The 13,666-nt window shown below is 40.6% G+C and carries 8 protein-coding genes; all 8 read right to left on the bottom strand.

The annotated features are described in order from the left end of the window. Positions 1-199: 199 nt before the first annotated feature. Complete coding sequence (locus QZ738_RS15800) at positions 200-1,162, bottom strand: acetyl-CoA carboxylase carboxyltransferase subunit alpha (RefSeq protein WP_293788700.1); 963 nt, start codon at positions 1,160-1,162, stop codon at positions 200-202. Positions 1,163-1,733: 571 nt separating this feature from the next. Further along, positions 1,734-3,293, bottom strand: a complete 1,560-nt coding sequence (locus QZ738_RS15805; RefSeq protein WP_293788701.1) for a carboxypeptidase — start codon at positions 3,291-3,293, stop codon at positions 1,734-1,736. 168 nt (positions 3,294-3,461) lie between these two features. Continuing rightward, complete coding sequence (locus tag QZ738_RS15810; protein WP_293788702.1) at positions 3,462-5,336, bottom strand: alpha-amylase family glycosyl hydrolase; 1,875 nt, start codon at positions 5,334-5,336, stop codon at positions 3,462-3,464. A gap of 37 nt (positions 5,337-5,373) precedes the next feature. Further along, positions 5,374-6,714 carry an MFS transporter gene (locus QZ738_RS15815; RefSeq protein WP_293788703.1) on the bottom strand — a complete coding sequence of 447 codons (1,341 nt, stop codon included), beginning with the start codon at positions 6,712-6,714 and terminating at the stop codon, positions 5,374-5,376. Between the two features lie 9 nt (positions 6,715-6,723). Beyond that, positions 6,724-8,403 carry an alpha-amylase family protein gene (locus tag QZ738_RS15820; RefSeq protein ID WP_293788704.1) on the bottom strand — a complete coding sequence of 560 codons (1,680 nt, stop codon included), beginning with the start codon at positions 8,401-8,403 and terminating at the stop codon, positions 6,724-6,726. A gap of 182 nt (positions 8,404-8,585) precedes the next feature. After that, the gene (locus QZ738_RS15825; RefSeq protein ID WP_293788705.1) at positions 8,586-10,904 is read right to left on the bottom strand and encodes a glycoside hydrolase family 65 protein; all 2,319 of its coding nucleotides are present in this window, start codon (positions 10,902-10,904) and stop codon (positions 8,586-8,588) included. 71 nt (positions 10,905-10,975) lie between these two features. Further along, positions 10,976-11,674 (bottom strand): beta-phosphoglucomutase, encoded by a 699-nt coding sequence (gene pgmB / locus QZ738_RS15830; RefSeq protein ID WP_293788706.1) that lies wholly within the window; start codon positions 11,672-11,674, stop codon positions 10,976-10,978. A gap of 76 nt (positions 11,675-11,750) precedes the next feature. Then, a complete protein-coding gene (locus tag QZ738_RS15835) occupies positions 11,751-13,664 on the bottom strand; it encodes a glycoside hydrolase family 13 protein (RefSeq protein ID WP_293788707.1) in 1,914 nt (637 codons plus the stop codon). Between the last annotated feature and the right edge of the window lie 2 nt (positions 13,665-13,666).

Here is a 13,666-nt window from a genome sequence, read left to right on the forward strand (position 1 = left end):
TTTTTGAATTGTGCTGAACTTTGTATCTTAGCCATAGTAAATTTCTTTCGCAATTAAATTTACTAAACAGCCGCTGCTTTTTAAAGCAACGGCTGTAATTTTTATACCCTTTTTAGTCAGCCCCAGCGCGCGCATACGAAGCAAAAAAAAATCCCGTTCAGCATGGCCGAACAGGATTCAAATTTATTTTAGTTAATGATTATTCGTTTACTACACCCATTTCGCAGAATTTCTCAATCCGCTGCTCAATCATCTTATCTGTTTTCAATTTACCCAAAGCGGCTAAATCTTTCACGATATACTCTTTTAATGTTTTACCCATTAACTCCGGATCCTGATGCGCACCACCAAGCGGCTCAGGAATAATGCCATCGATTAGTTTGTTGCCAAACATATCATCAGAAGTCAATTTTAAGCATTCAGCAGCTTTTTCTTTGAAGTCCCAGCTTCTCCATAAAATAGAAGAACATGACTCAGGAGAAATTACTGAATACCAGGTGTGTTCTAACATATAAACTTTATCACCTATCCCTATACCCAATGCACCGCCAGAAGCACCTTCACCTACTACAATGCAAATAATCGGCACACGCAGAGCCGACATTTCCAATAAATTTCTGGCAATAGCTTCACCTTGTCCACGCTCCTCGGCCTCTAAACCAGGGTAAGCACCCATTGTATCGATAAAAGAGATCACCGGCTTGTTAAATTTTTCAGCCAAACGCATTAAACGCAACGCTTTGCGGTAACCTTCCGGATTGGCCATACCAAAATTGCGGAACTGGCGCTCTTTGGTATTTTTACCTTTCTGATGACCGATAATCATTACCGTTTGACCATTTATAGAAGCAAAACCGCCAACAATAGCTTTATCATCTTTAACCGTTCTGTCGCCGTGCATTTCAATAAAATCATCACAGATCATATTGATATAATCAAGGGTTTGCGGGCGATCTGGATGACGGCTCATCTGAACCTTGTTCCAACCAGTTAAATTTTTATATAAATTATTGGTAGTTTCATCTAATTTACCATCAAGCTCGTCCAAAGTGGCAGACATATCTACCTTGGTTTTTTCGGCAACTTGCTTAACCTTTTCTATCTGCTGAACTAAATCGGCAATAGGTTTTTCAAAATCGAATGATGTTTTTATTTGCTGCATAATGAACCACAAAAATAGGTAATTATTTTTAGTTTGTAACCAACAGTTTTTTGTTTACATTTTTGGAGGTAAACTACTTTTGCCTTACAGGTAAAATAACGCTGTAAATACGGTTTATTTCTTTTTTTGGAAAGCAATTGCAGTAGTGCTTTGGTTTGGTTCCGTCCTGCTCTCCCCCCTGCCGCGAAGGGCGGCATCCTTCCGATCAGGTTTAGCTTACATGAGTTTCTGCTACTATGAGAGGTTTCCCTGCCACCGCCCTGTTAACACCAAACGTGCCTACGGAACGTAAACGCCAACTATAAATTGGCTACCGAGGAATCGTCCCGATGGGACGCACTGGCGATATTAGCAACCACGCAGGATTTCCATGCGACAGGCCGATCCATTTAGCCCTGATTGCAATGGAAAGCACGCAAGCGAGGTACGAGTGCGGACTTGCAATGGAAAGCAGGACGAACAATAATTATTACACTACAACTGCGCTCCTGTAAACCCAAAAGCGTTGACAAATAATTTGCTTAAAGATTTCTCCATTCCGTTGCACTTCAGTCGAAATGACGACCGATTTTTAGAACTTAGCGGCCTCGCCTGCCTTTGGCAAAGCTTTTTTAATAAACTCACGGATATGATTATTTGCCGTTTTCAGATCATCTTTACGCAGGTACATCATATGCCCACTACGGTAGCCCTCCCAGCTCATACGATCTTGAAGTTTACCCGCAGCATCTAATTGCCACATGCTATATTTGGCATTGAAATAATCGCAGGCACCATCATAATAGCCCGATTGCACCAATAAATGCAAATATGGGTTTTGCGCCATGGCCTGGCGGAGATTATCGCCGGTCTGATCTCCGGATTTATCCCAGGGATAAACCGAACCGAACATATTATATTTCAAATCCGTTTTATAATTCAATTCGTTGCGGATATACATATTAATGGCTGGTGTAAATGAATGCAGCCAGGAGGTAAGTTCAGCATTATAATCAGGTCCTTCTCCTGCACTCATTTTATCTATGCCCCGGTAACGCGAATCTAAGCGCCCAACGGTAAATCCTTTATCTCTCAGTAACTCTTTCCAAAAGAAATCGGTTGGCACGTTGAGGTTATAATCTAAGATTACTTTCTCAGAAAGCCCCGAATAGCGCGACATTTTTACGGCAATGGCTTTCCTTTTATCAGCACTTAACATCCCTCCTTGCGAAATGGCCGGAATGAGCTCGTTAAGGGTAAAGCTTTCTACTTCAGGAAGCATAGCCGTTAAGTCTTTGTTCTGTAAATCAGCTGCCAAAGCTTTGTGATACCATGCCGTTGCTGCAAAATATGGTAAACGCAAGGCAGCGTCGACCGGGCCACTACGTTCAATCCCCAATTCGGTTGGCGAAACCAATACCACGCCATTCAGATACATCCATTGACTGTTCTGTAGTTCCAATGCCAAGCCCGAAACACGTGTAGTGCCGTAGCTTTCTCCAATTAGAAACTTAGGTGAGGCCCATCGGTTATTGCGGGTTACAAAGGTGTTGATCCACTCGGCCAGGTATTTAATATCGGCGCGAACCCCAAAAAATTTGTTAGTTGGGATATCTTTGCTTATCGCTCTTGAATAACCTGTGTTAACCGGATCGATGTACACAATATCGGCTACATCTAAAATGGAATACGGATTTTCTTTATAACCGTAAGGTTGCACAGGATAACCTTCATCATCAATATTCAAAACCACCGGGCCGGTATAGGCAATGTGCATCCACACCGAAGCAGAACCCGGGCCACCGTTAAACGAGATGACCAAAGGCCGTCTATCCCGGTTTTGTACATCGCTGCGTTCGTAATAGGTATAAAATAAACCGGCAATCGGTTTCCCATCTTCATCCCAAACCGGTAAGGTACCCGCGGTAGCCCTATACGGAATGGACTTTCCATCAATGTTAACCGAATGATTAGTCACCACCGTACTCTCCACTTTAATATTCCTTTCATTAGCCGAAGATTTAGGCTCGTCTTTAATGGTTACCAGTGGAGTGGTTACGGGTTCTTTAGATTGTTTTTTTCCAGGACCTTGTTGTGCATATGCGAAAATGCCGATGCTTAAAAATGTAGCAAGTATAAATCTGAATTTCATTGAGTTTGGTTTGAACCCTAAATATCAAATTATTATGGCGCTAATCAAAAAAGCTTATTAGAAATGTTACCATAAAAAACCCTTGATGGAAAATGTCTATTTACCATAAGCTTTTATCAATGATAACAAACCGGGCAGTTTGTGATCCTGCACGGTTTGCCTGTAAGTTTACTTTAGGGCTGTTTTGCTAAAGATATGGTATTCTCCAGGCGCCAAAGTTTGCGTATAACTGCTGGTGCTTAAATTAATACCATTACCAACCGCATCGATCCAGGCTCCGGCTGTACCGAAATCAATATTGGCTGTCTGACTCACCACATCAAAATTACCTACTACCACAACGGTATTCGTGCGTTCTGTTAACTTGATATATTTAATGCCACCTGCAAGATTATAAGTTGAATTGGTTGAATTAAAAATACTGTTATTCTTTTTCAACCTGATGAATTTGGCATAAGCATCATATAATGCCTTGCGGTTCGGATCGCTGTAATAATCCCATTTAATGGGTTTTTCACCTGTCCGCCCATTAAAATCAATGTTGATATCGTAGCCCAATTCTCCAAATTGCCATACCAGTTTAGGTCCGGGGATGCTAAATAAAAAGGCTGCGATGAGTTCTTCTCTTTTTAGCGAAGTAGCCAGGTTTCCTTTAATTACATAATTGCCAAAAGCGTTGCCGTAGGTAATATTCTTGAAATTTAACCGCTCCTCGTCGTGACTTTCGCCATAACCAACTAAATTTTCCGATTTAGCAAAGCCATGGTTGGCATAAAAACCCCATTGAAAATTAGAATTATCCAGCCAGCCCATCGTAGCCTCATTCATGGTATAATTCATATTGTTCCAGAGCATCATGCCCTCATCAGCTAGTACCTTCTCTTCTGATTCTTCTGCAAAATGTTCCAAAATCACATAAAAATTAGGGTCTAAACTTTTAATAAAGCCATTGTAATCTTTCCAGATGGCCACACGGCCAGCATCATATAACCTAAACTGTGCATCATCTGCTGATTGTTTCTGTGTAAACCCCTTCGAAAGATCGAAACGGAAACCATCAATTTTATATTGTTGCATCCAAAACTTCATCACATCTTTCGAGAATTTTTTGGTGGCCGCACTTTCATGGTTAAAATCATAGCCTACATTAAAGGGATGTTTGGCATCCACATTAAACCATGGGCTATTTGCTGTAGGTTTTGAGCCATCAAAATACAACTGCACCATCGGCGACTGACCAAAAGAATGATTTAACACCATATCCATAATTACTGCAATCCCGCGGCCATGGCATTCGTCGATAAAATTCTGCAATGCGGTTTTGGTGCCATAATATTTATCGGGCGCAAAGTAGAATGATGGATTATAGCCCCAGCTTAAATTTCCTTCAAATTCGTTTACCGGCATTAACTCGATTGCGTTAATCCCCAAACCAGTTAAATAATCAAGTTTGGCCAAAGTAGATGCATAGTTATGATCGGCAGTAAAATCGCGCACCAATAATTCATAAATCACCAGGTTATTCTTTTCAGGACGGTTAAAACTGGCATTTTTCCAGGTATACACGGGCTGATTAGCCTGCATTACACTTACAATTCCAGTTGTTTTACCTGTTGGATAGGCCTTTAAATTGGGGTACGTTGCTGCTGAAATGTATTTATCATTATCAGGATCGAGTATTTTCTCGCAATAAGGGTCGGCAACTTTTAAATTTCCATCTACATAAAACTGATAGGCATACTCTGCAGATGGATTTAAATTATCTACCTGAGTCCACCAATAATTTCCATCTGTTGTATTTTTCATGGTCAGGGTAGTAGTAGACCAATTGTTAAATTCGCCAGTAAGCGATACGTACTTTTTACCGGGCGCATAAAGGGTTACAATAGCCGATGTGCCATTGTTGATAAATACCACGCCATCTTTCGCACCTGCTGGTAGATCAGCTTTCTGATCAGTTTGCATGGGGCTATCGGTCGCTACTTTTTTGCAGGCGGTATGCGTTGCTGTAATTATCAGCAGGAAATAAAATACTTTTTTCATCAGAATTTTTATTGCAGGCTTAAAAATTAGCCTAAGGTTAAGATTCCTTTTTTGTTTGGATGTACAATACGGAGATAGCGCCCAATACCATAAATATCCCGGCCAAAACGATTGCATAAATGGCCTGATCGTGATAGAGGTGTTTTACAATTAAACCACCAAAAAATCCGTTTACGATTTGCGGCATCGTGATAAAAAAGTTAAAAATCCCCATGTAAACACCCATTTTTTTTGCAGGAATGGAACCCGATAAAATGGCATATGGCATTGCCAAAATACTTCCCCAGGCCAGGCCTATCCCAATCATCGAATAGATTAAATAATGCGGATCGGAAATAAAATAGATAGATAGTAAACCAATACCTCCTGCAGTTAAAGAGATGGCGTGTGCAACTTTTTTACTGGTTGCTTTTGCAATGGCAGGCAGAATTAAAGCGTAAATAGCAGAAACTCCATTGTAAATTCCAAATAAAACCCCTACCCAGTTTCCTGCGTCGGCAAATTTAATGGAAGAAGTATCTCCCGGTGCTACCTTGTATATATGTTGAGCAATGGCTGGAGTGGTAAAAACCCACATCGAAAACAATGCAAACCAGGAGAAAAACTGAACTAAACCCAATTGTCTCATGGTTGCAGGCATTTTAGAAAAATCCTTGAAAATATCTTTCAAGGCGTTACTTTCCTCTGCTTCCTGGGTATGTTCATAATAATCGGCCATTTCTTCCGGACTATATTCATTAGTGGTAAAAATGGTATAAAGAATTGTTCCTAAAAGAATAGCAGCACCAAAATAAAATGAGTAAATCACGTTAGCAGGTACCTGCCCGGCTGGCGCCACTTTCCCTACACCGAAATATTCGGATAAAATATAGGGCAGCCAGGAACCCGCAATAGCCCCAGCCCCAATCAGAAATGTTTGTACAGAAAAGCCGAAACTACGTTGCTCGTCGGGTAATTTATCAGCAACCAAAGCCCTGAAAGGTTCCATAGCAACATTAATTGAAGCATCCATAATCATCAGCATACCTGCACCGATTATAATCGGAGGAAGTAAACTTGCCATTACAGCTGAGTTCGGCATTAAAATTAAAGCCAGTGCAGTGAGAATTGCTCCCACCAGAAAATAGGGCCGCCGCCTTCCTAACCGATTCCAGGTCTTATCGCTATAATGCCCGATAATCGGCTGTACAATCATGCCGGTTATCGGCGCGGCTAACCAAAAGAGGGATAAGTGCTCCACATCGGCACCAAAGGTTTGAAGAATGCGGCTGGCATTACCATTTTGTAAAGCAAAACCAAACTGTATTCCAAAAAAACCAACGCTCATGTTAATGATCTGAAGGTTTGATAACCTTGGTTTTAATTTTAAATGTCCCATTATTCAATTTTAAAATTCAATTATCTGCGCCGAAACCGGACCAAGCTTGATAGGGATAGCCGTTCCCGCAGGAATATTTAATCTTCTATCAGTTAAAAGTTCTATGACCGGAACGGAAGATTTCACTTTTAATATCTGCTCCGGAATTTCAATGTTGGCGGTTAACGTTTGGATTCGGTCAAAATTGGCCACAACCAATAAGCGCTGCTTGCCAGAGTAACGGATAAAAGCATACATCCGGTTGTTCATATTGCCGGTAACGGGTACTTCATAAATTTTCCCATTTAACACGGCATCACTTGTTGAGGTTACCTTTAACAGTTCCTTGTAATAAGCTCTTAAATGCTGTTGAGCAGTACTCAGCTTGTGACCGTCAAACAGACCTCCGTTCATCCATTTCTGATGGTTCGGAACGCCCCAATAATCGAAAATGGTTGTTCGGTTATCATCTCCACCGAAACCTTCCTGCCCTTTGCCAGGTTCGCCTACTTCCTGACCAAAATAAAGCATCACCGGACCTTCGCCCAAGGTAGCCGAAACAACCATTGCAGGTAAAGCCAGTTCAGCTTTACCTGCAAATCCTGCTGATGCGATACGTTCTTCATCGTGATTTTCTAAAAAGCGTAACATGTGTTTGCCAAAACCAGCACTTTCTACCTGCCACACGTGCCTAATCGCAGCTACATCCGCAGTTGGTTCATTTCTGATTAATTTTTTAAGGCTATCATATAAACCTACTTTATCGTAGAGGTAATCGAATTTACCTTCATCCAAATATTGTTTGTAAACTTTTGGATTATAAGCCTCTCCGATAAAAATTAAATCGGGGTTTATGCTTTTAACCTGAGGGATTACCCAGTTCCAAAAAGCTATGGGTACCATTTCGGCCATATCGCACCTAAAACCATCTATGCCCTTACGGGTCAAAAAGATTAAAATATCACGCATTTTTAACCAAACAGGCGGAATGGGATCAAAATATTGTTTTTCGCCATTCTGATAATCTACACCATAATTTAACTTAATGGTTTCGTACCAATCGTCGTATTTGGGCTGTGCTGAAAAAACATTATTTCCGGTTGCTTTTGCCGGATTCTCATCAAATTTCCCATCCTGAAGTACCGAAAGAGGTGTCTTCTGCCCGCTTGTTGGGACCACTAAAGCCTGCCCCGGAATGTAATAAAAATCGTTTTTAGCGCTAAAAGCCTTTGAAACATCATCCCGGGAACCGAAATCCACCACATTTTTGGGCTTTGTACCAGAATGGTAACTTCTGGCCACATGATTAGGTATAAAATCGATCAGCACTTTTAAGTTTTTCGCGTGTGTTCTTTTCACCAGTGCTTCAAACTCTTTCATCCTGTTTCTGACATCAACGGCCAGATCGGGATCTACGTCATAATAATCGCGGATGGCATAGGGCGAGCCCGCCCTCCCCTTTACCACATCGGCATCATCAGGCTTGATTCCATAGGCACTATAATCGGTTAAACTCGCATGGGCCAATACCCCGGTATACCAAACATAATTTACATGAAGTTCTTTTATCCCGTCTAATGCTCTATCGGTAATGTCGTTAAACTTACCGGAACCATTTTGTTCAATGGTTCCGTAAGGAATATTAGTCGTATTTTTATTACCAAATAAGCGGGGTAATAACTGATAGATAACGATCTGTTTATCATTCATTTTTGTACGCTGTTTTTGTGCAAAGGACGATGCAGAAATTACGATGAGAGTGAAAAAAAGTGTAAATAGCCGGCTTTTATTGCTGCCGAATGCGAATAAGCTTTGAGCAGAATAACATCTTCTGTCGGATAAAGTTTTAAATTTCAACCCTCTACCGTCCAACTTTGTCCCCTTTACCTTTCTCATACCAAAGCAGCATTACTTATTTCAAGCTCGGTATTTCCGGCCAGTTGATAAAGCTGGTTTCTGATGCCGATTTCTACATCAACACCAGCATTGTTTTTGATATTGATGCTGTTTTCGGTAATATTTACTTTTAAGGTAGCTCCCCTGAAACCGATAGTGAACGAAAAAGATTTCCATTTACCCGGCAAGAAAGGATTAAAATGTAATTTACCATCGCGCACGCGCATCCCAGCAAAACCTTCTACTACACTCATCCAGGTTCCGGCCATTGAAGTGATGTGAAGGCCATCTTCGGTGTCGTTATTATAATCATCCAGATCTAAACGCGCAGTACGTAAATAGAACTCGTAAGCACGTGCCTCATCATTTAATTTCGCTGCTAAAATGCTGTGTACGCAAGGCGATAAGGAACTTTCGTGTACGGTACGTGGCTCATAAAAATCAAAGTTTCTTCTGATGGTTTCCAAATCATAATCTTCTTCAAAGAAATATAATCCCTGCAACACATCGGCCTGCTTAATAAAGCATGAACGTAAAATCCTGTCCCAGCTCCATTTCTGGTTAATCGGACGTTCACTTGCCGGAAGATCCTTTACCAAGGTTTGCTCCTTATCCAAATATCCGTCCTGTTGCAGAAAAATACCCAGTTTTTCATCATGCGGATAGTACATTTTTTCAATGATATCGGACCAATCGGAAAATTCTTTCTGATCGAAATTCAAGGCTTTTAAAAGCCTGTCATATTTTTCAGGTTGTTGCGTTTTTACAACTTCGGCTGCTTCGGTTGCATATTTCATACACCATGTAGCCAAAATATTGGTGTACCAATTGTTGTTTACGTTATTTTCGTACTCATTTGGTCCGGTTACGCCAAGCATTACGTATCGTTGTTTATCGTTGCTCCAGTTTACACGTTGCTTCCAGAAACGGGCAATGCCAATCAATACTTCTAAACCATAATCAGAAAGATAACTTTCATCACCAGTATAGCGGATATAATTAAAAATAGCAAAAGCGATGGCTCCGTTACGGTGGATTTCTTCGAACGTGATTTCCCATTCATTATGGCATTCTTCTCCATTCATGGTTACCATTGGATACAACGCTGCACCATCTTTGAACCCTAGCTTAGCCGCATTTTCTATAGCCTTGCCCAATTGTTTATAGCGATATACCAACAGGTTTTTACTCACTTCCTGTGGAGCCGTAGCCAGGTAAAAGGGCACACAATAGGCTTCGGTATCCCAATAAGTAGAGCCACCATATTTTTCGCCTGTAAAACCTTTCGGACCGATATTTAAGCGGTCATCTTTACCGGTATAGGTTTGGAAAAGCTGAAAGATATTAAAACGGATCGCCTGTTGTGCGGAAATATCACCTTCGATAATAATATCACTTTCTTCCCACTTTGTTACCCAGGCTTCGCTTTGTTCCGCTAATAAAGTATCAAATCCCTTTGCCGATGCTTTGGCGATTACCGATTTGGTTTCTTTTAAAAGTGATTCTTTAGGGTAATTTTCTGAAGATAAATTCGCGGCAATTTTTACCAGCGTAATCTCTTCATTTGTTTTGACATCTACAGAAAAAGTTTGTCCAACGAATTTTTCCTGACGTACAGCTTCCGGATTAAAGTCTAATTTATCGCCTTTTCTGTACAGTTCAATGCTGCTTCCGGTGCAAACTTCAAATTCAGTTTTCTTTGTTCTTAGTTTGATATAAGCTTCAGTACCCGTGATTTCATCTGCAACCTGATCCCAGAATTTCTCATCGTAGTTACTGTCCTGATTTTTAACATCGCCATCAATAAAAGGCGTTAATGTTAGTCTACCATCAAAATTTAATGGTGTAATGCTATAACGGATGGCACCCACTTCATCATCGGCAATGCTGCAAAAACGGGTTGATTTAACTGCTAGTGTTTTACCGCTTTTTAATTTAGCAGTAAAAGTACGTTCAAGATAGCCAGCATGCATATTCAATACGCGTTTAAAATCAGTTACTTCAGCTGTGGCCAGATCAAGAACTTCATCATCGATTTTTACTTCGATACCTACCCAGTTTGCGGCGTTTAAAACTTTGGCAAAATATTCAGGGTAGCCATTTTTCCACCATCCCACTCGGGTTTTATCCGGATAATAAACGCCCGCAACATAATTCCCCAGTAAGGTTTCTCCGGTATAAGTCTCCTCAAAATTGGCACGCTGGCCCATACGGCCATTCCCCAGGCTGAAAATACTTTCAGAAATTTTATTTAAATGTGGATCAAAGCCTTCTTCGATAATATTCCACTCATCTGCTTTAATGTAGTTTTTCATAACTAGTATTGAGAAGTGAGATTTGAGATATGAGACATATTGCCTTAAACCTTAAACCCTACACCATAAACCTATAAATTCTCTAAATCTTTAACTGTTAATTTGTCTAATCCGCTTACTACCAGATCGGCCTGGCCAAGCACACTTTTTTCACCGATCCCGATGGCTTTCATGCCCCCTCTTTTTGCCGCTTCTACTCCGGCAACCGCATCTTCAAAAACCACACACTCATCTGGTTCGAAACCCAGGAGTTCAGCGCCTTTTAAAAATACTTCCGGATCGGGTTTTGATTTGGTCACCATATTACCATCCACAATTTCATCAAAGAAATGAGCAAGGTTTGTTCTTTCTAAAATAATCGCCGAGTTTTTACTTGCCGACCCAAGTGCCAGTTTATAACCAGCTTTGTGAATAGCCGTTAAGAAATCGACCGTTCCTGGCAAAACTTCCGCAGGTGTCATTTTAGTAATCATCTCTACATACCAGCCATTTTTTAAAGCAGCCAGTTCTTCTTTTTCTGCATCAGTTTTTTCTACACCGCCCCAGGCCAAAATCTTATTCAAACTTTCAACTCTACTCACGCCTTTTAACTGCTCATTCTGCTCTTCTGTAAAATCGAAGCCCATGGTATTGGCCAAACGTTTCCAGGCTTTGTAATGGTACACCGCCGTATCTACCAGTACGCCGTCTAAATCGAATAGACAAGCCTTTATTGAGGTGGAAGGCGGAAGGTTGAAGGTAGAAGGTTCTATATGACTATTATTTTGCATCTTTATTATTTTCTTAGTATCAAGTAGTGCGTATTAAGTATCAAGATGTGAAGTCTACACCTTACTCTCAAACATTTTACCTCAATTCTAGCACCAATGTTGTTTTAGCAGGAACTTTAATGTTTTTAAATTCAATATTTTCGCCGGTAACCACATTTTTTGCTGCTGTAATCCCTGCTGTTCTCTCGGCGAAACGATCTGTACTTAATGTTTTTTCTTTTTCTGTATTGTTTACAATAACCATTACAGTGCCTTTTGGTTCTGTAGTGTAGCGGAAATAAACATAAATATCATCCTGGGGAACAAATTGCATCAATTTGCCTGTTTGTAAAGCCGGACTACTTTTACGGAAATTGGCCAGCGTTTTAACAAAATCGAAAGCCTCATTTTCTTTTTTGCTGCGTCCATCAGCAACGAATTTATCTTTTTTGTCGCCCTCCCAGCCACCAGGAAAATCAGAACGGATCAATCCATCCGGATTGGAAAAGTTTTTCATTAAAATTTCAGTTCCATAATACATCTGTGGAATGCCACGCATAGTTAATAGGATACCCATTCCCATTTTGTATTTGTCGAAATCTTCACCAACCATCGAATAGAAGCGGCTCATATCGTGGTTATCTAAGAAAATGCAGTTCGTATTTGGGTTTTTGTATAAAAAATCGTGAGCCAGGGTGGCATATAAACGGTTAATACCGTCTACCCAACCATTTTTGCCATTTATTCCTTCATATATTGCATCTTTCAAAGTAGCATCGGTAATACCCTGCAAATGGGTATCAAAACCACGGTTAACCGTATTGCCACCTGTAAAAAAAGCCTGGTTCGCTACTGCAGTCACCAATGTTTCGCCAAAAACAGAAAGATGCGGGAATTCTGCCTGAACTTTTAAAGCCCAATCGGCCATGTAAACCGGATCGTTGTATCCGTAGGTATCCAAACGTAAACCATCTATACCGGCATATTCGATCCACCAGATATGGTTTTGGGTAAGGTAATTCTGTACATACGGATTACGCTGATTTAAATCGGGCATTGTCGGTACAAACCAGCCATCCAGCATCTGTTTGCGATCTGCAGCAGAAGCATGAATATCCATTACGGTTTGATCGCGGTAACTGGTTTGTGTATATTTTGCCCATTGGTTTAGCCAGCTTTTCATTGGTAAATCTTTATAAAACCAGTGTTGGGTACCAATGTGGTTGTGTACAATGTCTTTAATGATTTTTAATCCTTTGGTATGTGCAATCTCTACGTATTTTTTGTAAAGTGCATTGGTACCAAAACGCGGATCTATTTTATAATGATCGGTAACCGCGTAGCCATGGTAAGAAGCCTGTGGCATATCATTTTCTACCTCTGGTGTTATCCAAACAGCAGTTATGCCTAAATCTCTCAGGTAATCGAGGTGATTAATTACCCCCTGGATATCGCCACCGTGGCGGTAGTACATGCTATCGCGGTTTAATGCCGTTTCGGTTAAACCCTGAACCACATCATTGCTTTTATCGCCGTTCGAAAAACGATCGGGCATCAGCAGATAAATAAAATCTTTGTTGGTTACGCCCTGAATCCTGCCCGCACTTTTATCGCGTTTTTTTAATTCATAGGTGTAACTGAATATCTTTTTGCCATTTACGGAAAAATTAATCGGGAAACTTCCGGGTTTTGCAGTAGTGGCAATTGTTAAATCGAGAAATAAATAATTCGGGTTTTCAACTTTGTTTACTTTTAGGAGCTTTACTCCCGGATAAGTTAAAGAAACCGTGCTTGAAGCAATATTTTCGCCGTGTACCAGCAATTGCAGTTTAGGATTGTACATCCCGGTAAACCAGAACATGGGTTCGATACGCTCAAGTTTCTGCGCATAAAGGCTATTAAAAGAAAAGATAAGTAAAAGCACAATAGTGCTACTTACTTTATTGAAAAAAGTGTTAGTATGAGCATTAAATAGCAACGGAAATTTTTTAAGGATATGGATTCTGATCATGC

Source organism: uncultured Pedobacter sp. (assembly GCF_913776295.1).
GTDB lineage: Bacteria > Bacteroidota > Bacteroidia > Sphingobacteriales > Sphingobacteriaceae > Pedobacter.

Excerpts from the sequence above, each read along its gene's own strand:
- QZ738_RS15800 (WP_293788700.1), bottom strand. The coding sequence starts at position 1,162 with ATGCAGCAAATAAAAACATCATTCGATTTTGAAAAACCTATTGCCGAT.
- QZ738_RS15805 (WP_293788701.1), bottom strand. The coding sequence starts at position 3,293 with ATGAAATTCAGATTTATACTTGCTACATTTTTAAGCATCGGCATTTTC.
- QZ738_RS15810 (WP_293788702.1), bottom strand. The coding sequence starts at position 5,336 with ATGAAAAAAGTATTTTATTTCCTGCTGATAATTACAGCAACGCATACC.
- QZ738_RS15815 (WP_293788703.1), bottom strand. The coding sequence starts at position 6,714 with ATGGGACATTTAAAATTAAAACCAAGGTTATCAAACCTTCAGATCATT.
- QZ738_RS15820 (WP_293788704.1), bottom strand. The coding sequence starts at position 8,403 with ATGAATGATAAACAGATCGTTATCTATCAGTTATTACCCCGCTTATTT.
- QZ738_RS15825 (WP_293788705.1), bottom strand. The coding sequence starts at position 10,904 with ATGAAAAACTACATTAAAGCAGATGAGTGGAATATTATCGAAGAAGGC.
- pgmB (WP_293788706.1), bottom strand. The coding sequence starts at position 11,674 with ATGCAAAATAATAGTCATATAGAACCTTCTACCTTCAACCTTCCGCCT.
- QZ738_RS15835 (WP_293788707.1), bottom strand. The coding sequence starts at position 13,664 with ATGATCAGAATCCATATCCTTAAAAAATTTCCGTTGCTATTTAATGCT.